We start from the raw sequence: 22472 nt of genomic DNA, 5'->3' as shown, positions 1-22472 counted from the left end.
CTCCTGAGAATTGCTGCCATATTAGCGGCATCATTCAACAGGTGTGAGTCGCTGAGCGACGGAAAATCCGTCGCAAAGAGCAAACCATGAAAACGTCACAGATCAAGACCTTCCTCTCGGTTGTGCGCAACGGCAGCGTGGCCGCGGCAGCCCGGGAGCTGAACCGCAGCCGCACCACCGTCAGTACCGTGCTGGCGTCCCTGGAGGATGAACTGGGGGTGGAGCTGTTTGAACGCAGCGGCAATCAACTGCACCTGACGGCCATCGGCCAGTCCATCCTGACCGACTGCCGCCGATTCGACCAGGTTGCCAGCCAGATCAGGGCTCGCTGCCAGCACCACCTGAGTGGTGCCGAATCGGTCCTGCGCATTGCCCGGGACGATGCCATTCCGGAAGATATCTGGCGCGACATTCTGCGCCGGCTGAAACAACGCTTCCCCCAGACCAGCCTGTCGGTTTACCTGGCCTCGCCCCGGGAACTGGCGCCGCTGGTTCGCAACCAGTCCGTGGATGTGGCCTATGGCCTGATGCCGGAATTGCTGAACGAAGGTTATCAATGGTTTCGGGAACTGGCTGATGTGCGCATGCTCACCGTGGCAGCTCCGGACCACCCCCTGAGCCAACTGAAAAGGGTCACTCAGGACGACCTGGTCAGCCACACGGAAATCACCCTGGCCTACATGCTCGATGCCCAACTGGTGGCCGAATCCCCGGAAACCGCCAACTACCTCGCCTTTACTCAATACGAACTGATGCGTGATGCGGTGATTGATGGCGCCGGCTGGGCGGATTTACCCTTACCCCTGATTGCTGAGGCATTGCGCAAGGAACAGCTGAAAACCATCCACCACCGCAGCGCCCGCTGGTGGAAAGTGTTCAGTGCGCTGGAGTCGGAGCAGGCGCAAGGGGGCGCCGTGGTGGGCTGGCTCGCCAACGAACTGGAAGCCTATCTGGAAACCCTGGCCTGATTGGGAGACTGAGGTCCTTCCGGACTATCCGGACGGACATCCGCTGGCGCATGGTCATCGCATTTCCGGCAATCCAGCTCAACTCCCAACATGGATTGCCGGCCTTCCACCGTGACAACCCAGGGCCGGTTTACCCAGGGCGGATCATGGCGCACGTGCTGGTTATGACCGCACGCCAGCTGCGCTACCCAGTGGTTTTCATCGTCTTTGTGATAGCCGCTGATGGGGTGTTTCATGCCGAAGCCTCTCTGTTCGATCGGCCCACCCAGGCCGACCACGAGTATATCGCCAACGCCACCCAGATCATCACAAAGCTCACCAGTTTGGCCGTGCTGAGCGGCTCATGGAAGATATACAGCGCGATCAGGAACTGGATTGTGGGGTTGATGTACATAAGAAAGCCCACGGTTGACAGCTTCAAACGGCGCGCAGCCCCGGCAAAGGCCAGCAGCGGGATGGCGGTCACGGCGCCACTGGAGGCCAGTAGCAATGCACTGTAGGTGCTGTCCGAAAAGTGTGACAGCCCCTGCGACGACAGCCAGGCCAGGGTCAGCAGGCCCAACGGCAGCAATAACAGCGTTTCAACAAACAGACCGGAAAGACCATCAAGTTCCACTTTCTTGCGCATCAGGCCATAGGTGCCGAAGCTGAACGCCAGTACCAGCGTAATCCACGGCAGCTCGCCCAGCAGCAACAGCTGATAGAGAATCGCAACCGCCGCCAGACCCACCGCCGCAGCCTGCAGCCGGGAAATACGCTCACCCAGGATCAGCAGCCCCATGGCCACATTTACCAACGGCGTCAGGAAATAGCCCAGACTGGCCTGTAACACATGGCGGGTTTCCACGGCATAAATATAGATACCCCAGTTCAAGGCAATAAACACGGCACAACCCAGCACATACCCCAGCCGGCGCGGCTGTCGCAGTGCCGCCACCACCGGCGGCCAGCGCTTGAGTATCGAGATGACCACGGCCAGAAACAGGCAGGACCAGATCACCCGATGAATCAGCACCTCCCAGGAAGGGATCCCCTTGAACAGGGCAAAATACAGGGGAAAGCTTCCCCACAGGGTGTAGGCACCTAACCCGTAGACCACGCCTTTGGTGGTGTCATTCAGCGGTTTCATAGCTTCCTCATTGTCAGGCCCGTCAATCTAGCACAAACCCGCTAGCCAAAGGCTCATGCCTTAGTCACAGACAACCTATAGGTGACTCGCCCGTGGTAAATGCCTTAACCTGAAAAGACACACCCACGCTCAAAGGGAACTGCCATGAAGACTGCACACGACCTTGTTGCCGAAGCCAAAAAAGAGATTCAGGAGGTGCCGCTGGCCAACGCCGAGGCGGCCATTAAAAATGCCGATTTGCTGCTGGATGTGCGGGACGCCGATGAATACCGCTCCAGCCATATTCCGGGCGCCGTGAATATTTCCCGGGGCATGCTCGAATTCAAGTTCACCAACGACCCCGCGCTGGAGAACCGGCAGATGAAAATTGTGCTCTACTGCAAAACATCAGGCCGTGCAGCACTCAGCGCCAAAGCGCTGAAAGAGATGGGCTATATGAACGTGCAATCCATTGAAGGCGGCTTTGACGCCTGGCTGGAAGCGGGTAAAGAGGTCGCTCAGCCGGATCTGCCGAAGTTCGAATAGAACGTTTAGAGGCAACAGGCCTTGAACTTGCGGCCACTGCCACAGGGGCAGCGGTCGTTTCGGCCGGGCTTCAGCACTCCCTCGCTGGTTTTGCCCTCACGATAGAACCAGCAGCCATTCTCTTTGCTGAAGTCTGACTGCTCCTCCAGATAGCCCCAAGCAGAACCGGCACGATAGACCGCCCGGAAGTGAACCCGGCCCGTGTCAACACCGGCACTGGAGGAGAGTACCTGCAGCGAAACCCATTCCGGTGAGCCGGAAAGATCCAGTTCAACCGGCCTGGTCTCCGGATGCCAGGTTGCCAGCAGATAATCGGCATCTTTCACCACAAAGGCACTGAACCGGGAACGCATCAACGCCTCCGGCGTGGTGGCTGGCGCGCCTGCATGGCAGGGCTGACAACACAGCAGGTAAGTTTCTCCGCTACCGCAAGGGCAGTTTTCCCCGAAACGATTCATGGCTTTCCACATCCTCATGATTCAAACATTTCATCAGCCAATCCCGGCCGACATAGGTAATGTCCGCAAACCGTACACACTTTTGCAGACAGCATCGTATGACAAACGCCATACTGGAAATTAAACTGAATAAAAAGCAGACAGCGTACACCCCATGAAATCCGGCATTCCGTCACTGAATCTGCCCGTTTACCGGGATCAGACACCGCCAGCCACCGAGGAGACACCCCCGGACGGTCTTCAGGCCGTGCTCGATAATCTGGATGCCCTGGTGTACGTCTCCGATTTTACAACACACGATCTGCTGTACATGAACGCTTACGGCCGGCAGATCTGGGGTGACATTGGCAACCGAAAATGCTGGCAAGTGCTTCAGGACGGTGACGGCCCGTGCAGCTTCTGCACCAATCACCTGCTGGTCAATGATCAGGGCGAGCCCAACAAACCCCATGTCTGGGAGTTCCAGAATCAACTGGACCAACGATGGTACCAGTGCCGTGACCAGGCGATCCGCTGGACCGATGGCCGCCTGGTGAGGTTGGAGATTGCCACTGATATTACCGAACGTAAACAGATGGAGCTGGAGCTGCGGGCAGCCCACGAAAAAGCCAGGGCAGCAGCGCTGGAGGATGAACTTACCGGGCTGCATAACCGACGCGCGTTCTTCGAGTTCGGAGAGCAACTGCTGAACCAGTCTGCCAGGCATCAGACACCACTGACTCTGGTCATGATGGATCTGGATCACTTCAAGATCATCAACGATACCTACGGTCACCAAGCGGGCGATGAAGTGTTGAAGCAGGTCAGCGGGCTACTGAAAGCCCGGATTCGGGATTGCGATATTGTGGCCAGAATGGGCGGAGAGGAATTCGCCATTCTGCTACCGGACACCGACATGACGATGGCACACGTGTTGGCGAGCCGCTTGCTGGCCTTGCTTTGTAATCTGGTGGTGTCTTACGAGAAAAGCAGAATCTCGCCGTCGGCAAGTATCGGAATCAGTAGCCTGGGAAACGGCGACCGCAGACTGGAAGATCTGATGTGTCGGGCAGACGAGGCCATGTACCAGTCCAAGGCCAAAGGAAGAAGCAGAGTGACACTGGCCACCTAAACCCAGGAAGGCCTCGCTAACGGCCCTCCTCGGTATACCGGATGAGATACTCTTCAATCAACTCTTCCAGCCTGCTCTGCTCCGTCAACTCCAGCAACCTGGCCGCAAAAGCCTCTCGCAAGGCTTTGCTATTGCAGCGGGAAAGTTTCGGAAACGCGAAGAACAGGCCTTCTCTGCTCACAGGGGGCTCCAGCGCCACAAAGTCATCCGACATGCCATACCGGGCCAGCTTCGCCCGCCCCTGCAACAACTCGTACAGTACATAATCGATACGACCGATATCGGCCATCAGGTAGGACTGGTGAATGGAGCGGACGCCGAGGATATCCAGGTGATCGGCGGCAAAGCTGTCGAACCGCTCACCGAAACTGTTGTCGATCAGGGTGCTGCCTTGTTTCCCCTCCAGGTCCGGCCAGTGCCGATACTCAAACATCCTTCGCCGCGGCACCCAGACATTGGTATCGAGGTGCATCATGGGCGGCAGAATATAATCCAGGTAGCCCAATCTTTCTGCCGTGATAAAGGCCCCGGCCACCAGCTCGATCTCCCCCAACTCTGCCAACCGCTGTACCGCGCCCAGGACCCAATGTTGCGGACATTGACCTTGATACCCAGAGGCTCCACCAACTCCCGCAGGAAATGAGGAACCGCGCCATTTAAAAGATCCGGCGACTCCACGCTCGGCCATAGGAGAGGCGGATACTCCGGATTACCACTCACTCTCAGCGTTGAACACTCAGACAAAGGGGCCGCTCGCAGACCAAAGGATGCGCATAGCAAAAAGAGCGACGCATACCAGAACCTGTGCGCTTTCGAAGACACCCTGTTACAACGAATTTTCAGCACAGTGAAACCTTCCCGTGAGGAATAACCTCATGGCATTTAGTTAACATCCTCAACTATTTTAAGTATAGCAGGGCGACAGTCCCGGCAAACGATTTTCTTTTGATATTAATCAAGGATGGCGAGCTTATTTCGCAAATCGACGCGCAAGGTCGGAATCAGGGAGCCATCGCTCCCTGTTTTCTTACGAGCGGCGGGTTACCGCCATGGTCAACCTGGAAATGCAGGTCACCTTCCCTTGATCGTTTTCCAGGCGGATTTCCCATACTTGCGTTGCACTGCCGATGTGTATGGCCTTCGCCGTGCCATAGACCCATCCCCCGGTAACAGGCCGAATATGATTGGCATTAATATCCAGCCCCACCGCGACCGTATTTTTATCTTTCAGGCAACAGTTGGCAGCCATGCTGCCCAGCGTTTCCGCCAACACGACGGAGGAACCACCATGCAGGATCCCGAATGGCTGAACCGTGCGCTCATCCACCGGCATCCGGCCTTTCACATAATCGTCACCGATTTCGAGGTATTCAATGCCCATATGACTGACCGCGGTGTTTTTGCTGGCCTCTGTCATTTGCTCAAGATTAGGGGTAACCGTCCAGATCGACATCGTGCAACTCCTCAGATTGAACTTTCGTTTCTTATAGCTGTCAGGAATGAGTCTATACAGGTAGCATGCTTATAACCACGCCTTTATAGAGCATTTTTGCATTATCACCAATCACACCAAGAGAGGGACCTGGAATGAATAAACGTTTTGTTTCCGTTGCGGTGCTTGCGGCCGCGATCTCAACCCCGACCGTGGCCCAGATGAGCGTGGAAGACCAGATCGAAACCCGCCAGGCCGCCTACCAGTTTGCGTCCTGGAACATGGGCAAAATCAAGGCCCAGACCGTGGATGGCTCCGCAGCGTTTGACCAGAACCAGGTTGCCGCAGCCGCCAAAGCCATTGCAGCCGTGGCCAACTCCGGCATGAGCGTGCTTTACAGCCGTGACAGCGCCAATGACCGGGCCGAGAACACCCGCCTCAAGCCCAGCTTCTTTGAGGAGCCGATGAAGGTTCAGGAAATTGCGGTCAGCTTCGTCCGTGAAGCCAACGCACTGCAGGAACTGGCTGCAGCCGGCGACCAAGCCGCGATTGCACGCCAGTTCGCCAAAGTCGGTGAAACCTGCAAGGCTTGCCACGACAACTTCCGCGCCAAGTAGGCCAAGGGGCTTACCAACCCAGATTCTGGGGCGGTGGCGGCGGTGGCGGAATCAGTCCGCCACTCGCCGCCCAGACCACAGCAACGGCAATCGCCAGTGCAATGATCATTGCCAGCCAGCCACCGCCGCTGGCGTCTTTCAGCTCTGAGCTCTGAACCTGCTTTCGGCCAGTCACCATCGGCTTTACCAGATTATCCTTACGCACGTGGGTGTAAAACAGCACCGCCAGGACATGAAGGGCAACCACGGCGTACAGCCCCCATTCCATGAGACGGTGCCAGCTGCTCAGGGTATCGCTCCAGCCCGACGACACCAGCCGGTAGAGTGGGCCGTTAAAGGCAATTTCATCATTGGAAAATAAACCGGTAACAGCCTGAAAACCGAACAGTCCCAGTAACAACAGCACCGACCAGGCACCAAGGGGATTGTGGCCTGCGCCCTGCCACTGGCCCCTCAGATAACGGATCATCGCCCCTGGCCCCGATATAAACTGACTGAAGCGCGCGTAAGTGGAGCCCACCAGCCCCCAGACCACCCGGAACGCCAGCAAGCCAACAACCGCCAGTCCAAAACGCTCATGCCAGGCCATCCAGCCAGCGCCCAGTTTGACCGTCACCACTGCCCCAACCACAGCAATTAGCAGAAACCAGTGGAACAGCCGGGTGGGGAGATCCCACAATCGAATCGTCTTCATACCAGTTCCTTTGCCAAAAACTGTCAAACGATCACAGACAAAGGTAAGCACCCTAAGTTCCTTTTAGTAGGGGAGCATCGGTATAAACCATGGAAATCGATCAATAGGCTTTTTGTTCCTGGTACTTCAGCACAAGGTCTTCCCGAATCCCCTCGCGTTCAATCAATTTCAGGGCTGCCCTTATATCTTCTGCATACCGGCGGGCAGGAGACTGGTTCGAAACCGCAATCCAGGAGCGGTCACCCGGCACGAAGAACGGTGAAATGTTCGCTTCTATACCCTGGGCTCTCAGCGTATACAAACCAACCAGCTCGGGGGCCACCACGACATCAACCCGCCCTCTTTGAAGCATCATCATCAGGTTTTCGTAGTGGGCCGCAGACTCTTTATGCAGAGCCTGATCGTTGTCAAACCGGGTAAAGTAACGGGCGCCCTCCAGAATACCGATGACTTTTCCCGGCAGATCGCTGTATCGCTCAATACGGTTACTCTCGCTCACGTAGAAAAACAGACGCCGCTCCGGCGGAAAAGCCGGAGCCACGAAGGTCATGAATTCTTCCCGTTCTTCGGTACGCAGCGGCCCCAGCATGACATCCACCTCACCCCTGCGCATCAGCAGCAGGATGCGCCGGAATGGCGCCTCCCGGTACTGCACACGCCAGCCTAGCCGGTCGGCAATTTCCTCGAATAGCTCAAGATAAAGACCGGATTTTTGCGACGGCTCGAGAATACGGTAGGGCGGCGAGTGGTCAACGCCAACGGTCACCGTCAGTGGCTCTACTGTTTCAGTGCCCTGTTGTGAAAGAACACCAGGCGCCCAAAGCAGCATCAGAATGCCGGCAAGCACGCCTTTCAAGGCAATCCACCTCATATAAATCCGTCCTGGTCCATGACGTTACATGTGCGATAACTACCCTCGCAGTATAGCCGTTAATGAGCATCCAATATGCCAGTGCTAACGTACTGACGGTTGAAAACCGAGCGATCATCACAATTTGATGTAGTGAGACGAACGAAATACACCCGGACTCCCGACAGGAGGGTCGACTGGTATGAAGATTCTTATGGTACTAACCTCCCACGACCAGATGGGCGACACCGGCCATAAAACCGGTTTCTGGCTGGAAGAATTCACTGCGCCGTTCTACGTATTCAAAGACGCAGGCGCCGACATCACCCTCGCATCCCCTAAAGGCGGCCAGCCACCGGTTGACCCGAACAGCGAGGCTGAAGATGCACTGACCGAGTCCACCCGGCGGTTCAGTGAAGACACCCATGCCCGGGAAATGCTGGCCAGCACCAGAAAACTGGCCGACGTGGACATGAATCAGTACGACGCCATCTTCTACCCCGGTGGCCATGGCCCGCTGTGGGATCTGGCCGAGGACGACAAGTCGATAGCCCTGATCAAAACCGCTTACGAGCAGGACAAGGTGATCGGCGCCGTATGCCATGCTCCTGCCGTGTTCAAGAATGTGTTTATAAAACCGGACCAGAACATCGTGGGCGGCCGTGAAGTCACCGGTTTCAGCAACACCGAAGAAGACGCTGTGCAGCTCACCAATATTGTGCCCTTCCTGCTGGAAGACATGCTCAAGCAGAACAACGCCCGTTACAGCCGGGGCGATGACTGGGCACCGCACATTGTGGTGGACGGCAAGCTGATTACCGGCCAGAACCCGGCGTCTTCCGAAGGCGCTGCCAAGGCTGTGCTGCAGGCCCTGCAGCAAGGCTGACGTCCCGATTGGGCTGGCGCCTGCCAGCCCAATTCTATTTCCCGCCGTTGAGCACCCGGTAACAACCGTAACCGATCACCACCCCCCAGAACGCCGACGACAATCCGATCAGCGATAATCCGGACGCGGTCACCAGAAAGGTGATCAGCGACGCCTCCCGGTGACTGACCTCCTCCAGTGCGGCAAACAGGTTATTGGCAATAGCCCCCAGCAATGCCAGGCCCGCCAGCACCGCCACAAAGGCCGAAGGTAATGAAGTAAACAAGGCGACAATGGTGCCGGCAAACAGTGCTCCCACCAGATAGAACACGCCATTAAATACCCCGGCCACATAACGCTTGTCCGGGTTTTCATGAGCATCCTCGCCCGTACAGATCGCGGCGGTAATGGCCGCCACCACCGTGGTAATGCCGCCGAACAGCGCCATGGGCAGGGACACAAGGCTGGCCACCGCAATCACCGGCTTGGCTTTCACCCGATAGCCCGCGCCCCGGAGAATGGCCATGCCGGGCAGGAACTGGCCCGTCAGGCTCACCAGCACCAGGGGAATGGCCAGGCTGAGGGTAGCGCCAAAGCTCCATTCCGGTGTGATGAGTCTGGGCTCCGCCAGGTTCAGGCTTACACCGGCCAGGGAGGCATTCTCCAGCACTACCGCCAGGATGATCCCGGCCATCAGCAAAAGCACCAAAGTGTATTTCGGGGTAAAGCGACGAAACACCACATAGGCAACCAGCATGCCGATGGCCAGGGCCGGCGTGGTTTCAATGGCAGCAAAGGCGCCCAGACCAAACTGAAACAGGATGCCCGCCATCATACCCGCCGCCACCCCTTTGGGAATGACGCGCACAAACGCATCGAAGGTGCCGGAAACACCAATGACAAAGATAATCAGCGCGGCGGTGATGTACGCCCCCACGGCTTCGTTAAGCGAAAGCTCCGGAAACAGTACCACCAACAACGCCGTCCCCGGCGCCGACCAGGCCGTGACTATAGGTGCTTTGAGCCATATCGACAGGAAAATGCCCGAAACCGCCGCGCCCATGGAGATGGCCCAGACCCAGGAGGTCATCATCTCCGGCGACACATTCGCTGCCGCTCCGGCCTGGAAGAAAATCGCCAAAGGCCCGGCATAGGACACCAGCACCGCCAGAAATCCTGCGGCAACCGCAGACACAGAAAAGTCCCGAAACAACTGGGGCATGTTCAGCTCCTTGTTATTGAGTTCTGTTTGAGCTGTGTAACAGCAAAAAAGCCCCGGTCACGATCGTGCCGGGGCAAAGAGGGGTCCGAATGACTGACTGTCCCTCAAGGTCACCTCAACGCTGATTCATCAGTTACTGGTTGCCAGGCTCACCTCTGCGTTCTCGCGCGCCCGCGCCGGGCCAAATTGCCGGCCCACCAGAGCGATGGCGACGGTGGCAATGGCGCCGGGAATCGCCAGGGCCAGGAAATTCATATGGTGCGGCAAGGCCAGAGCCAGCAGCGTACCGCCAATCATGGGCCCGACAATGGCGCCATTACGGCCAATGCCCGATGCCCATCCCAGGCCGGTGGAACGGATACTGGTGGGGTAGTACTGGGCCACATAGGCGTAGAGCAGGATCTGCGAGCCAATGGTGGTGGCACCGGCCACGCCCATCAGGGTATACAGGAACCACATCGGACTCTCATAGCCGAGCATGACCAGCGACACCGAGGCCAGAATAAAGAAGCTGACCAGCACCGTGCGCAGGGACAATCGATCTGCCAGCCAGCCGCCGCCCACAGCGCCGAAGATGGCACCGATGTTCAACACCATCAGGAACATCAGGCTGGAGCTCAGCTCATAGCCTGCCAGAGACATTAGCTTCGGCAACCAGGAGCCCAGAGCATAGACCATCAGCAGGCAGCAGAAGAAGGCAATCCAGAACATTACGGTGCTGAAGGCACGACCGCCCCGGAACAATTCCAGAACCGGCGCCTTGCTCTCGGTCGTGGGCGGCACGGTCAGGGTATCCATTTCGTTGATGTTGTGTACCGGTGCCACTTTCTGCAGGATGCTGCGGGCCTCCCCTTCACGCTTCTGTGCCATCAGAAAAGCCACGGATTCCGGCAGGAACTTCATCATCAGCGGCAACAGCAGCAGAGGCACCACAGCCAGATAGAACATGATTTCCCAGCCAAAATTCGGCACGATCCAGATGCCCAGACCCGCCGACATCATGCCACCGACGGCATAGCCTGAAAACATCAGTGCCACCAGGGTGCTGCGGCTCTTTTTGGGTGAGTACTCGCTCATCAGCGATACCACATTGGGCATGACCCCACCGATGCCCAGACCGGCAATAAAACGCAGAATACCGAACTGCCAGGGCGTGGTGGCGAAGCCGTTAATGACGGTGGTGAGACTGAACAGCACCACACACATCAGGATGGTTTTCTTGCGCCCGAGCCGATCAGAGAGCATGCCAAAGCCCATGGCGCCGAACATCATCCCAAACAGGGCACTGCTGCCCAGCAGCCCGGCCACATAGGGGTTCAGGTTCCACTGCTCCATCAGTAGTGGCAGTACCACGCCGTAGATCACCAGGTCATAGCCATCAAAAATGATGATCAGGGTGCACCAGAACAACACCTTCCAGTGGAATCTGGTAAAGGTGGCGTTATCGATAACGTCGTTGACGTCTATATTTCTCATGGGTCTGTCACTCCATATCTTGTTTTTGTCGGAGGTTGGGTTGGATGCCCGTCAGCCGCAGTCACCCCCGGCTACAGGCAGGATGGTTCCGGTGATGTAGTTGGCGGCATCGGACGCCAGGAACAGGATCGGCTGCGCCTGCTCATCCAGCGTGCCGTAGCGATGCATGAAGCTGGTGGCGTTGGTCTGGTCGATCAGGGTCTGGTACCAGGCCTGTTCTCGCTCGCCCTGTTCCTCGGTGTTGCGCGGTGTCAGCCGGGGCGGTGCCTCGGTGCCGCCCGGCGCCGTGGCATTGACCCGAATGCCGTGCTCGGCATACTCGAAGGCAAGATTGACGGTCATGGCGTTGACCCCGCCCTTGGCGGCGCCGTAGGGCACCCGCATCAGACCACGGGTGGCCACCGATGACACGTTCACGATGGCACCCCCTTTCTGCTCCACCATGTAAGGCAGAACCGCACGGCAGCACCACAGGGTCGGGAACAACGAACGCTGGATTTCCTTCTGAATCTGCTCCGGCTGGTAATGCTCGAAGGGCTGGGCCCAGATGGTGCCACCAACGTTGTTGATCAGGATGTCGATGCGGCCATACTGCTCGTGGGCTTTGGCCATCACCCTTTCTGCGCCTTCCCAGGTTTCCAGGTTGGCCTGCACGGCCAGGACTTCAACGCCCTGGTCGCGCAGCTCGCCAGCAACGCCCTGCACGTAGTCCGCGATGTCCACCAGTACAAGACGGGCACCTTCGTCGGCGGCCAGTTCGGCCACCCGCCGGCCAATGCCCTGGGCGGCGCCGGTCACCACCATCACCTTGTCGGTGAAGCGCGGGGTCATGCCACTTTCTCCTCAACGACCGATACGCTGGGGGTGAACTTCTCGTAGTGGAACGAGTTGGGCTCAATTCCCTGTTCCCGGAAATAACCCAGCACCGCATCGACCATCGGAGGTGGCCCACACAGGTAAACGTCCACATCACCATCGTTGATGGGGGCGTCTTCCATGTGGTTGGTCACATAACCCTTGCGTGGGTGCATGCTTTCGTCGCTGGCCACCACGGTCTTGAAGGTGAAGTTGTCTATGGCTTCGGCAAATGCTTCCAAAGCTGCCAGTCCCACCAGGTCATCGTCGTTGGTGACGCCGTAGATCATGTGAGTGGGCTGCTCGCAGCCCTTTTCCTTCAGGCTTTCGAGCATGGCCAGGAACGGCGCCAGGCCGGTACCACCGGCCAGCATCAGCACCGGGCGCTGCACCGGGCGCAGGTAAAACACGCCCATGGGGCCGGTCAGGGTGACCTTGTCACCAGTCTTGGCCTTGCCTACCAGCCAGGAGCTCATCAGGCCCCCGGGCACGTTGCGGATCAGGAAGCTCAGTTCGCGGCTGCCGGGACGGGAGCTGAACGAGTAGGCGCGGGTTTCCTCGGTACCCGGCACCTGAATATTCACATACTGGCCCGGCAGGAAGCCGATATCCGCATCTGCGGTGATCTTCAGCTCGATGGCGGTCGGGGAAATCAGGTTGACCTCGCCCACAGTACCGGTCACGGACTCGTTACCGGCCTTGCTGCACAGCGATGCAGCGGCCGGAATTTCCACCACACAGTCGCTGGAGGGCACCATCTGACAGGTCAGCACCATGCCCTGCTCGGCTTCCTCGTCAGACAGCGCCTCGTCGATGTACTCGTCGCCCATGTCGAACTCGCCCTGATGGCAGGAACCCTTGCAGGTACCGCAGACACCGTCGGAACAGTCCATGGGCAGGTTGATCTGGGCCCGATAGGCGGCGTCGAGTACCGTTTCACCCTCATTGCAGGTGATCACGCGGGTAACGCCATCTTCAAAATTAAGCGCGATGTTGTAACTCATGATGATGCTCTCCCCATCAATTACAGGTGGTAGATATCAATGACCTGATTGATGTAGTCGTTTTTCAGAACCACTTTCTTCCCGGTAATCAGCGGCTGTTCGCCACTGCAGTCGAGGGTGTAGAAAGACACGCCGAAGAAGCTCTGGGTCTTGTGGTAGCGGTGGCTGTTGGTCTGCCAGTTGAACCGGATTTTCACGGTGTCGCCGTTCCGCTCCAGAATTTCCAGATTGCTGGTCAGGTGCACGGTGCGCGGTTCCGGAATGGAACTGGCGCCGGAGCGCTCGGTTTTCAGTCGGTAGACGCGATCTTCCAGGCCGTTACGGTTCGGGTAGTAGATCAGCGAGATCTCGGCCTGCGGGTCCTCGGTCAACTCGTCGTTGTCGTCCCAGGCCGGCATCCAGTAGGTGGCATCTTCGTGATAGCACTTCAGCCACTCATCCCACTGGCGGTCATCCAGCAAACGGGCTTCCCGGTAGATAAAGGCCTGGATCTGCTCGTATGACATGCTCATGCGGAAGCCTCCTCTGACAGCGAAATAAAGCGTGCGCGCTCGGTTTCAATGGCCTTGGTCATCTCCTCCACCCAGTGCTGGTGATGGGTGACGTAAAGACCTTCGTCTTCCGGTTTGGCGCCACTGAGAATCGGCTTCATATCGATGCGCTTGGCCCAGTCGTCGGCACCTTCTATCCAGTGCTGTGCACCACGGCTCATGTCATTCCACTTCACCCCCTTGGCGTAGTAACCCTCCTGACAGCCCCGGAATTCTTCCAGGTCGTCCGGGGTGCCCATGCCGGAGACGTTGAAGAAGTCTTCGTACTGGCGAATGCGCTTGGCACGGTTCTCGGCAGATTCACCCTTGGGCGCCCAGCAGTAGATGGTGATCTCGGTCTTGTTGACGTCGATCGGGCGTAGTACCCGGATCTGGGTGGAGAACTGGTCCATCACGTACACGTTCGGGTACAGGCACAGGTTTTTGGTGGTGCGCACGATAAAGTCCGCCTTCGCCTCACCCACTTCCTGTTCGAGGCGCTCCAGCTGGTTGTAGACCGGGCGCACTTCCGGATTGGTCAGGCGGGTCCACAGCATCATGTGGCCGTTTTCGAAGGAGTAGAAGCCGCCTTCGTTAGACCAGCTCTTGGCGTCCACCGCCTCGGTGCCACCCTTCTCATAGTTGCGCTGGCCCATGGTAGACAGGTAGTTCCAGTGCACGGTGCTGACGTGGTAACCGTCGGCGCCGTTCTCGGCGGTCAGTTTCCAGTTACCCTCGTAGGTGTAGGTGGACGCACCGCGCAGGATCTCCAGGCCTTCCGGCGCCTGGTCCACGATGGCATCCAGCACCTTGGTGGTCTCGCCCAGGTACTCTTCCAGCGGCAGCACATCCGAATTGAGGCTACCGAACAGGAAACCTCGGTAATTCTCGAACTTCGGCAGTTGTTTCAGGTCGTGGGAGCCGTCCACGTTGAAGCTGTCCGGGTAACCACCTTTCTTCTGATCCTTGGCCTTCAGCAGCTTGCCGTCGTTCTTGAAGGTCCAGCCGTGGAACGGGCAGGTGAAGGAGGTCTTGTTGCCGCGCTTCTTGCGGCACAGGGTGGCCCCGCGGTGGGTACAGGTGTTCAGAATCGCATTGAGCTCGCCATCCTTGGTCCGGGTGATGATCACCGGCTGACGACCCACCGTGGTGGTGTAGTAGTCGCCCGGATTCTCAATCTGGCTTTCATGAGCCAGGAAAATCCAGTTGCCTTCGAAGATGTGTTTCATCTCCAGCTCAAACAGCTCCTCGTCGGTGAAGATGCTGCGATCACAGCGGTAGTGGCCGGTGGTCGGGTCGGCTTCTACCGCCCCACGGATCTGCTTTTCAAGTCTGTCGAGTTGGCGAGTCATGTTCGTCACTCCCTCTTGTTGTTGTGACTACCGTTTTTTCGGGCGCGAGGGGCCCCGGTGCCGGCCCGCATGTACGGGCCGGTCGGATCACAAAACGTGTCAATTAAAGGTTGATGGCTTAAGCGGCTTCGCCTTCCAGCGCACGCTTGCGCTCGTGGCGGCTCTGCAGCTCTGGCTTGTCGGTGGAGACCAGCTGGATGTTGAATTCCACTTTGGTGAACGGTTTGCTCAGGCCATACCCCTCGGCCTGCGCCGGGTCGTCAATGCGGTTGGCTTCGACTACCAGCTCTTCGCGGGTTGCGAAGGCAAAGTCGTCGTAGGTGTACTCGTCACCCGCCAGGTTGATCTGGGTGGTCAGGTGCTTGAAGCCGGACTTGGAGATAAAGAAGTGGATATGGGCCGGGCGGTTGCCATGGCGACCAAGCAGGTTCAGCAGCGCCTGGGTGGAACCTTCGGGCGGGCAGCCGTAGCCAGCCGGGATGATGGACTGCGCGGTGTAACGGCCGTTTTCATCGGTGCGAATACGGCGGCGCAGGTTGTACTCGCTCTGGGACTGATCAAAGTAGGAGTAGTTGCCCATGGTATTCGCGTGCCAGACATCCACCACCGCGTTGACCAGCGGATTACCATTCTCGTCCGTCACCTGGCCGGTCAGGATCATGGTCTCGGCGTTTTCATCCGAGCCGTCGTCCATGCGGGCAAAACCTTCGCTCATGGGCGCACCGGCCACGTACAGCGGGCCTTCGATGGTGCGCGGCGTGCCGCCCGCCAGGCCGGCCTGCTCGTCTTCGGCATCCATGCGGATGTCCAGGTATTTGTCCATACCCAGGCCCGGGGCCAGCAGGGCCGCCTCGCCGTTCTTACCCAGGTCGCCAACGTAATACACAGCCTGCCAGAACTCTTCCGGAGTCACATCGAAGTCTTCAATCAGCTGGAAAACATCGTGCATGAAACGGTGAACAATCTTCTTCACCCGCTCGTTTCCACCGTCCTGGTTGAAGCCGGCGACTTTCTCCAGCAGGTCCTTCACATCGGCTGTTTGCATGGTTTTAACGGTCATGGTGGTTCTCCTCAGTATTATTCTTGTTGCTCAAATCAGGTCATCAGATGGCAACGGTGTGTTTGCGTTCAGCGATCATCCTCATGGATCGACGACGGGTGCCGGCACAGGGGCGCGACGGTGATGTCCATATAGGGGAACAAAGGCAGGTTGCTGATCAGGTCCTGCAGCTCGGCGTTGTCGGCCACATCAAAAATGCTGACGTTGGCGTAGCTGCCAGCCACCCGCCACAGGTGACGCCACTTGCCCTGCTGCTGCAGGTCCTGGGCGTAGGCTTTCTCCCGGGCCTTGATGTCTGCCGCCACGTCGGCGGGCATGTCGTGAGGGATATTCACCTTCATCTCGACTTTGAACAGCATGTGCATTCCTCCGTTTACTGAATCTTTGTCGGCTCAGGCCTTGCGGCGATACCGGGCCAGCTTGTCTTCATCGATTTCGATGCCGAGGCCCGGGCCCTGCGGCAGGTCAACGCCGTTGTTATGGAAATGCAGCGGCTTGGCCACGATGTCGTCTTTCATCAACAGCGGGCCGAACATCTCGGTGCCCCAGTGCAGGGTTTCCAGGGTCGACCAGGCATGCAGAGAAGCGGCGGTGCCGATGGTGCCTTCCAGCAGGGTGCCGCCGTACAGACCAATGCCGGCAGCCTGGGCCACCGCGGCCTGTTTCAGTGCCTGTACCGGTCCACCGGCCTTGGCGATTTTCATGGCCACGGCACCGGAGAAACCGGCAGCAGCCAGGTTGTAAAGATCTTTGGCATCGGCCACGGCCTCGTCGGCCAGAATGGGCAGATGGAATTTCTCAGACAGACGCACCAGCGCGGCGTGATCCTTCATCGGCGTTGGCTGCTCTACCAGGTCGATACCAGCCGACTGCAATTCGGCCATGCCTTTGGCCGCAGTCGCTTCGTCCCAGGCCTGGTTGACATCCACACGGACACTGGCGCTGTCACCCACGGCTTCTTTAATAGCCGCCACATGACGCACATCGTCCATCACCGGACGGGCACCGATCTTGAGCTTGAAGTCACAGTGACGACGGGTTTCGATCAGCCCCAGGGCTTCTTCGATGTCTTTTCGGGTATCACCGCTGGCCAGGGTCCAGAGCACCGGAACATGCTGATGCAGGGCCCCGCCGAGCAGGTCTGAGACCGGGCGATTCAATCGCTTGCCCTGCAGGTCCAGCAGCGCGGTCTCGATGGCTGACTTGGCCAGGTTGTTACCGCGGGTCGAGCGGTCTAACATTACCCTCAGGGTATTGATGTTGCCGGCAGGCTGGTTAATCAGTTGCGGTTTGAAATAGGTTTCAATCGTAATCTTTACGCTTTCGGGGCTTTCCGGGCCGTAGGCCAGACCACCGATGGTGGTCGCCTCACCGAGACCTTCCAGGCCATCAGAATCCTTCACCCGCACAATCACCATGGTCTGAACCCCCATGGTTGTCATGGATAGCTTGTGCGGGCGGATGGTCGGGATATCGACCAGAATCGCTTCGATGGACTGAATGGTGGCTGACATGGCTGCTCCGAATCGCTAGGTAAAAATCCTGTGATTCGAACACTACGAAGTTTCACCAGCGTGAACCAATATTGATTAAGTAATAACCAATACCCTGGAGGTATGGATGGAGCTGAGACACTTGCGCTACTTCGTCGCAGTGGCCGAAGCCGGCAACCTGACCCGCGCTGCCGAAAAACTGTTTATTGCCCAGCCACCCCTGACCCGGGCCATCAAGCAGCTGGAAGAAGAAGTGGGCGTGGAATTGTTCATTCGCAAGCCCCGCGGCCTGGAGCTGACCACCGGGGGTGAATACTTTCTGGAACAGGCCAAGCAAGTGCTGGACAAGGTTAACGCCACCGTCGATGACACCCGCCGGATTGCGCGGCACCGGAAAACTCTGTTTTCGATCGGCTTCGTGCCCTCAGTCTTTTACGGCCAGCTGCCGCTGATGGTGCGACGGCTGCGGCAGAACAAGAATCTGGAAATCGTGCTCCACGAGCTGAAAACCCGGGAACAGGTTGAAGCCTTGAAAGCGGGCAAGATCGATATCGGCTTTGGCCGTCTGAACATTCAGGACCCGGACGTCGAGCAGGAACTTCTCTTCGACGAACCGATGATTGCAGCGGTGCCAGCCAACCATCCGCTTACTCGGCACCCACCTTCAATGAAAGAGCTCTCAGAGGTGCCTATGATCACCTTTCCAGCGGGTGCCGGGCCGAACTTTTCAGATATTACCCAGGGACTGTTTCACCGCCGCGGCCTCAGGGTGAATGTAATACAACAGGTCAATGATGTTCAGACGGCGCTGTCGCTGGTGGCCTCTGACATGGGCTTCACCCTGGTGCCAGAGCAGGTGCGCCGTCTGCAACGGGAAGGTGTGGATTACATGCCGCTGGAAGACGACAATATCACCACGCCGGTGATCGCTTCCCGTCGGCGCGGCGAGAACCCGAATGCGGTCATGCGCCTGACCAACACCATACTGGCAGAACTGGTTGAGAACCGGCTGACCGGCCGTTACCCGTAATCAGCGAGCCGTCTGCCGAACCTTGTCGGCCACCAACTGCAGCCTGGGCAAATAGGTATTGAGCAGGGTATCCATATCGACACGGGCCGCGTTGGTACTGATATTCAACGCACCCAACAGTTCTCCGCTGGCGGTAAACACAGGCACCGCCACCGATCTCAGGCCCAGATCCAGTTCCTGATCCACAATGGCATAGCCCTGCTCGCGCACCTTGCTGATTTCTTCACGCAAAGCGTTCCTGTCCGTTAGCGACGACGAGGTGTAGCGTTCAAGCCTGATCCGTTCAAGACAGGCTTCAAGCTCCGGTTCCGGTAACTGCGCCAGCAATACCCGCCCCATCGAGGTATAGGCCGCTGGCAGTCGGGTACCCACCGACAGTGTAATCGCCATCAGCCGGTGGCGCGCGGCCGAACGCACGACATACACCACCTCATCGCCATCCAGCACCGCCAGCGAAGACGACTCTCCCAGCTCCGCCGTGATGTCTTCCAGGTACTGCTGGATCACCGCCCGGTACTGATTGGAGGCCTGATAGGCATAACCCAGCTGCAGTACCCGGGGCGTCAACTCGAACTGCCGGCCGCTACGCTTCACAAATCCCAGAGCGTGGAGGGTCAGCAAAAACCGTCTGGCCTTGGCGCGATCCATATCCGTACGCGCCGCCACTTCGCTCAGGGTCATTCTGGGGTGGTCGGCGTCAAATGCCTGCAGCACCTCCAACCCCGAGGCCAGCGCTCCAACATAATCCCGGTCCCCCGGCTTCAGTATCGATTCGTCCATTCCGGCTCCTTCGCCCTGCAAAGCTCGATATCCGAGCATGGTAACAGCTGGTTCGCACTCCGAACATCCGTGCATTTTTGCCAACTGGTGAAAATTTGTACTTGACGACCCAAAACCAATCGCGCCATTATGTTCGCATATTAAACTTATGTTCGTGTTACGAACTAATCACAGAAGTGACACAGGAGGCACTGCGATGGCCGAGTTTCTTCCCCTCAAGGAAGCGGTGAGCAAATACATCAATAACGGTGACACCGTGGCGATGGAAGGCTTCACTCACCTGATCCCGTTTGCTGCGGGCCACGAAATCATCCGCCAGGAAAAGCGCGATCTGACTCTGATCCGCATGACCCCGGACCTGGTTTACGACCAGATGATCGGCGCCGGCTGCGCGAAAAAGCTGATTTTTTCCTGGGGCGGCAACCCCGGCGTGGGTTCCCTGCATCGACTGCGTGACGCGGTGGAAAAAGGCTGGCCTAACACGCTGGAGATCCTGGAGCACAGCCACGCCGCCATGGCCAACGCCTATGAAGCCGGAGCGGCCGGCCTGCCGCTGGCCGTCTTGCGCGGCTATGTGGGGAGCGACCTGCCCAAGGTGAATGACCAGATCAAGTTCATCGAATGCCCGTTCACCGGAGAGCGCCTGGCAGCGATACCCTCCATTCGCCCGGATGTAGCGGTAATCCACGCCCAGCGGGCTGATCGCAAGGGCAACGTGCTGATTGAAGGCATTGTTGGCATTCAGAAAGAGGTCGTCCTGGCCGCCAGGCGCAGCATCGTCACCGTTGAGGAAATCGTGGACGACCTGGGCGCGTCGGTAAATGCCTGCGTGCTCCCGTCCTGGGCGATCACCGCCATTGCCGAGGCCCCCCAAGGCGCCAAGCCGTCCTATGCCCTGGGCTACTACGACCGTGACAACGCTTTCTACAAGGACTGGGACGGCATCGCCCGCGACCGCGAGACCTTCCAGGCCTGGCTGAAAGAGAACGTTTTCGAGAAAGGAGCTGCGTGATGAGCCTTGAATTTACCTCTTCCGAAATGATGAGCGTCACCGCTGCCCGGGCGCTGACCAACGACATGACCTGCTTTGTGGGTATCGGCCTGCCCAGCGAGGCCGCCAACCTGGCGCGCCTGACCCACGCCCCGGATGTCACATTGATCTACGAATCCGGCACCTTGCAGACCAAGCCGGACGTGCTGCCTTTATCCATCGGCGACGGCGAGCTGTGCGAATCAGCCCTGACCACCGTCTCCGTACCTGAAATGTTCCGCTACTGGCTGCAGGGCGGCCATATCAGCGTCGGCTTCCTGGGCACCGCACAGATCGACCGCTACGCCAACCTGAACACCACTCTGATCGGCGACTACCGCGAGCCCAGGATTCGCCTGCCCGGTGGCGGTGGCGCCCCGGAGATTGCCACTAACGCCAAGGAAGTGTTCATTACCGTAAAGCACTCCAGGCGCACCTTCGTGAAGGACGTGGACTTCGTGACCACCGTCGGCTTCGGCCGTGACGGCAAGGCCCGGGACAACGTCCCGAACATCGGCCGCGGCCCCACCGTGGTGATCACCGACTTGTGCATCCTCAAGCCGGATCCGGAGACCAAGGAACTGGTGGTCACCTCCCTGCACCCGAATGTGACCCGGGAAGACGTGATCGAGGCCACCGGCTGGGAAATCCGCTTCGCGGACCAGCTGGAAACCACCCCGGCGCCAACTGCCGAAGAACTGGAAGTACTGCGAGACCTGAAAGCTCGCACCAATGCTCATCACGCTTCAACTCAATCTGGCCAACAGTAAGGTGCACCATGACTGACGTATTTCTTTGCCACCCCCGCCGTTCCGCCATCGGCCGCTTTGGCGGCACCCTGGCCAGCGTGCGCCCGGACGACCTGGCGGCGCATATCTTCAAGGCCGTGCTTGAGCAGGCTCCGGAACTGGACCCCGTCGCCATCGACGAAGTGATGATGGGCAGTGCCAACCAGGCCGGTGAAGATAACCGCAACGTCGCCCGCATGTCGGCGTTGCTCGCAGGCCTGCCCACCTCCGTACCCGGCACCACCCTGAACCGGCTGTGCGGTTCCGGCATGGACGCCGTGGGCACCGCCTTCCGCGCCATCCGCGCCGGTGAAATGGAGCTGGTATTGGCCGGTGGCGTGGAGTCCATGTCCCGTGCTCCGTACGTGATGGGGAAGGCTGACAGCGCCTTTTCCCGCGGCCAGAAAATCGAAGACACCACCATCGGCTGGCGCTTCGTGAACCCGCTGATGAAAAAACAGTACGGTGTGGACTCCATGCCCGAGACGGCGGAGAACGTGGCCGAACAGTACAACATCTCCCGCGAAGATCAGGATCTGTTCGCGTTCCGCTCCCAACAGAAGACCGCCCGGGCACAGCAGGAAGGCGTCTTTGCCGAAGAGATCGTGCCGGTATCTATTCCACGCCGCAAGCAAGACCCGCTGGTGTTTGACACCGACGAGCATCCCCGCGCCAGCACCCTTGAAAAACTCGCCGCCTTGCCCGCGCCGTTCCGGGAGAACGGCAGTGTGACCGCCGGCAACGCTTCTGGCGTCAACGACGGCGCCGCCGCCATGCTGGTCGCCAGCGAAGCCGCGGTTAAGCAGCATGGCCTCAAGCCCATGGCCAAAATCCTGGGCATGGCCACGGCCGGTGTGGAACCACGCATCATGGGCATTGGCCCGGTACCGGCGGTTCAGAAGCTGCTGAAGAAGCAGGGCATCAGCCTGAATGACATCGACGTGATCGAGCTCAACGAAGCTTTTGCCGCCCAGGGCCTGGCCGTGCTGCGTGAACTGGGCATTGCCGATGACGACCCCCGGGTAAACCCGAACGGCGGCGCCATCGCCCTTGGCCACCCGCTGGGCATGTCTGGCGCGCGCCTGCTACAGACTGCGGCGCACCAGCTGCAGCGCACCGGTGGTCGCTATGCCCTGTGCACCATGTGCGTGGGTGTGGGTCAGGGTATTGCTACACTGATCGGACGGGTCTGACCGGGCCCGG

Annotated in this window: 26 protein-coding genes; 9 read left to right on the top strand and 17 right to left on the bottom strand. The window is 58.7% G+C overall.

Features of this window, described 5'->3' with window-relative positions; translation table 11 throughout:
* Positions 1–86: 86 nt before the first annotated feature.
* Positions 87–968: a LysR family transcriptional regulator gene (locus OZ656_RS01420; protein ID WP_022993354.1), complete on the top strand. Its 882-nt coding sequence runs from the start codon at positions 87–89 to the stop codon at positions 966–968.
* On the opposite strand, the gene OZ656_RS01415 is transcribed toward OZ656_RS01420, so the two are convergent.
* Together OZ656_RS01415 and rarD are read right to left on the bottom strand one after the other, a co-directional pair.
* The gene (locus OZ656_RS01415; RefSeq protein WP_041654470.1) at positions 947–1204 is read right to left on the bottom strand and encodes a DUF3565 domain-containing protein; all 258 of its coding nucleotides are present in this window, start codon (positions 1202–1204) and stop codon (positions 947–949) included. The two genes, OZ656_RS01420 and OZ656_RS01415, sit on opposite strands and share 22 nt — an antisense overlap.
* Entirely contained in the window at positions 1201–2097 is an 897-nt protein-coding gene (gene rarD, locus OZ656_RS01410) for an EamA family transporter RarD (RefSeq protein ID WP_011783887.1), read from the bottom strand. Before rarD ends, OZ656_RS01415 begins: the two co-directional genes overlap by 4 nt.
* Before the next feature lie 144 nt (positions 2098–2241).
* Here rarD and OZ656_RS01405 point away from each other — a divergent pair, with 144 nt between their 5' ends.
* Complete coding sequence (locus OZ656_RS01405; RefSeq protein ID WP_014420261.1) at positions 2242–2622, top strand: rhodanese-like domain-containing protein; 381 nt, start codon at positions 2242–2244, stop codon at positions 2620–2622.
* A gap of 5 nt (positions 2623–2627) precedes the next feature.
* On the opposite strand, the gene OZ656_RS01400 is transcribed toward OZ656_RS01405, so the two are convergent.
* Complete coding sequence (locus OZ656_RS01400) at positions 2628–3080, bottom strand: YchJ family protein (RefSeq protein WP_379944901.1); 453 nt, start codon at positions 3078–3080, stop codon at positions 2628–2630.
* A 154-nt stretch (positions 3081–3234) separates the two neighbouring features.
* Here OZ656_RS01400 and OZ656_RS01395 point away from each other — a divergent pair, with 154 nt between their 5' ends.
* A complete protein-coding gene (locus OZ656_RS01395; RefSeq protein WP_278349832.1) occupies positions 3235–4191 on the top strand; it encodes a GGDEF domain-containing protein in 957 nt (318 codons plus the stop codon).
* A gap of 16 nt (positions 4192–4207) precedes the next feature.
* On the opposite strand, the gene OZ656_RS01390 is transcribed toward OZ656_RS01395, so the two are convergent.
* Together OZ656_RS01390 and OZ656_RS01385 are read right to left on the bottom strand one after the other, a co-directional pair.
* Positions 4208–4753: an ABC transporter substrate-binding protein gene (locus OZ656_RS01390; RefSeq protein ID WP_278349831.1), complete on the bottom strand. Its 546-nt coding sequence runs from the start codon at positions 4751–4753 to the stop codon at positions 4208–4210.
* 465 nt (positions 4754–5218) lie between these two features.
* Positions 5219–5644: a hotdog fold thioesterase gene (locus tag OZ656_RS01385; RefSeq protein WP_014420257.1), complete on the bottom strand. Its 426-nt coding sequence runs from the start codon at positions 5642–5644 to the stop codon at positions 5219–5221.
* A gap of 134 nt (positions 5645–5778) precedes the next feature.
* On the opposite strand from OZ656_RS01385, the gene OZ656_RS01380 reads away from it, so the two are divergent.
* Entirely contained in the window at positions 5779–6240 is a 462-nt protein-coding gene (locus OZ656_RS01380) for a c-type cytochrome (protein ID WP_379944900.1), read from the top strand.
* A 10-nt stretch (positions 6241–6250) separates the two neighbouring features.
* On the opposite strand, the gene OZ656_RS01375 is transcribed toward OZ656_RS01380, so the two are convergent.
* Both OZ656_RS01375 and OZ656_RS01370 read right to left on the bottom strand, forming a co-directional pair.
* Positions 6251–6934 (bottom strand): cytochrome b/b6 domain-containing protein, encoded by a 684-nt coding sequence (locus tag OZ656_RS01375; protein WP_278349829.1) that lies wholly within the window; start codon positions 6932–6934, stop codon positions 6251–6253.
* A 100-nt stretch (positions 6935–7034) separates the two neighbouring features.
* Positions 7035–7805, bottom strand: coding sequence for an ABC transporter substrate-binding protein (locus OZ656_RS01370; protein WP_023007752.1), 771 nt, complete (start codon positions 7803–7805; stop codon positions 7035–7037).
* Between the two features lie 181 nt (positions 7806–7986).
* Between OZ656_RS01370 and OZ656_RS01365 the strand changes: the two genes are divergently transcribed.
* Positions 7987–8670 (top strand): type 1 glutamine amidotransferase domain-containing protein, encoded by a 684-nt coding sequence (locus OZ656_RS01365; RefSeq protein WP_011783877.1) that lies wholly within the window; start codon positions 7987–7989, stop codon positions 8668–8670.
* 34 nt (positions 8671–8704) lie between these two features.
* Here the strand turns inward: OZ656_RS01365 and OZ656_RS01360 are convergent, their stop codons facing one another.
* The 9 genes from OZ656_RS01360 to OZ656_RS01320 all read right to left on the bottom strand — a co-directional run bounded on the left by OZ656_RS01360 (position 8705) and on the right by OZ656_RS01320 (position 17662).
* Positions 8705–9871 carry a benzoate/H(+) symporter BenE family transporter gene (locus OZ656_RS01360; protein ID WP_278349828.1) on the bottom strand — a complete coding sequence of 389 codons (1167 nt, stop codon included), beginning with the start codon at positions 9869–9871 and terminating at the stop codon, positions 8705–8707.
* Between the two features lie 129 nt (positions 9872–10000).
* Complete coding sequence (locus OZ656_RS01355) at positions 10001–11347, bottom strand: aromatic acid/H+ symport family MFS transporter (RefSeq protein ID WP_278349827.1); 1347 nt, start codon at positions 11345–11347, stop codon at positions 10001–10003.
* 51 nt (positions 11348–11398) lie between these two features.
* Complete coding sequence (gene benD / locus OZ656_RS01350; RefSeq protein ID WP_278349826.1) at positions 11399–12178, bottom strand: benzoate diol dehydrogenase BenD; 780 nt, start codon at positions 12176–12178, stop codon at positions 11399–11401.
* Positions 12175–13206 carry a benzoate 1,2-dioxygenase electron transfer component BenC gene (gene benC / locus OZ656_RS01345; protein WP_278349825.1) on the bottom strand — a complete coding sequence of 344 codons (1032 nt, stop codon included), beginning with the start codon at positions 13204–13206 and terminating at the stop codon, positions 12175–12177. Before benC ends, benD begins: the two co-directional genes overlap by 4 nt.
* 20 nt (positions 13207–13226) lie before the next feature.
* Complete coding sequence (benB, locus tag OZ656_RS01340) at positions 13227–13718, bottom strand: benzoate 1,2-dioxygenase small subunit (RefSeq protein WP_222562761.1); 492 nt, start codon at positions 13716–13718, stop codon at positions 13227–13229.
* Positions 13715–15088 (bottom strand): Rieske 2Fe-2S domain-containing protein, encoded by a 1374-nt coding sequence (locus OZ656_RS01335; RefSeq protein ID WP_278349824.1) that lies wholly within the window; start codon positions 15086–15088, stop codon positions 13715–13717. The genes benB and OZ656_RS01335 overlap by 4 nt, the downstream gene beginning before the upstream one ends.
* Positions 15089–15206: 118 nt before the next feature.
* Positions 15207–16148: a catechol 1,2-dioxygenase gene (catA, locus tag OZ656_RS01330; protein ID WP_278349823.1), complete on the bottom strand. Its 942-nt coding sequence runs from the start codon at positions 16146–16148 to the stop codon at positions 15207–15209.
* 68 nt (positions 16149–16216) lie between these two features.
* Positions 16217–16507, bottom strand: a complete 291-nt coding sequence (gene catC, locus OZ656_RS01325; protein WP_041654465.1) for a muconolactone Delta-isomerase — start codon at positions 16505–16507, stop codon at positions 16217–16219.
* A 33-nt stretch (positions 16508–16540) separates the two neighbouring features.
* Positions 16541–17662, bottom strand: coding sequence for a muconate/chloromuconate family cycloisomerase (locus OZ656_RS01320; protein WP_278349822.1), 1122 nt, complete (start codon positions 17660–17662; stop codon positions 16541–16543).
* A gap of 106 nt (positions 17663–17768) precedes the next feature.
* Between OZ656_RS01320 and OZ656_RS01315 the strand changes: the two genes are divergently transcribed.
* On the top strand, positions 17769–18671 hold the full coding sequence (locus OZ656_RS01315) for a LysR family transcriptional regulator (RefSeq protein ID WP_113879552.1): 903 nt from the start codon (positions 17769–17771) through the stop codon (positions 18669–18671).
* On the opposite strand, the gene OZ656_RS01310 is transcribed toward OZ656_RS01315, so the two are convergent.
* The gene (locus OZ656_RS01310; RefSeq protein ID WP_023007760.1) at positions 18672–19451 is read right to left on the bottom strand and encodes an IclR family transcriptional regulator C-terminal domain-containing protein; all 780 of its coding nucleotides are present in this window, start codon (positions 19449–19451) and stop codon (positions 18672–18674) included. It abuts the gene before it with no gap.
* A gap of 196 nt (positions 19452–19647) precedes the next feature.
* On the opposite strand from OZ656_RS01310, the gene OZ656_RS01305 reads away from it, so the two are divergent.
* Genes OZ656_RS01305 through pcaF form a run of 3 tightly spaced genes read left to right on the top strand, consistent with a single transcriptional unit; the run spans position 19648 to position 22462 of the window.
* On the top strand, positions 19648–20463 hold the full coding sequence (locus tag OZ656_RS01305; RefSeq protein WP_113879553.1) for a CoA transferase subunit A: 816 nt from the start codon (positions 19648–19650) through the stop codon (positions 20461–20463).
* Positions 20463–21251: a CoA-transferase subunit beta gene (locus OZ656_RS01300; protein WP_278349821.1), complete on the top strand. Its 789-nt coding sequence runs from the start codon at positions 20463–20465 to the stop codon at positions 21249–21251. Before OZ656_RS01305 ends, OZ656_RS01300 begins: the two co-directional genes overlap by 1 nt.
* An 8-nt stretch (positions 21252–21259) precedes the next feature.
* On the top strand, positions 21260–22462 hold the full coding sequence (gene pcaF, locus OZ656_RS01295) for a 3-oxoadipyl-CoA thiolase (RefSeq protein WP_014420239.1): 1203 nt from the start codon (positions 21260–21262) through the stop codon (positions 22460–22462).
* Positions 22463–22472: the final 10 nt, after the last annotated feature.

Source organism: Marinobacter sp. LM1 (assembly GCF_042763285.1).
Classification (GTDB): Bacteria; Pseudomonadota; Gammaproteobacteria; order Pseudomonadales; family Oleiphilaceae; genus Marinobacter; species Marinobacter nauticus.
This window is presented reverse-complemented; position numbering and strand designations above follow the sequence as displayed.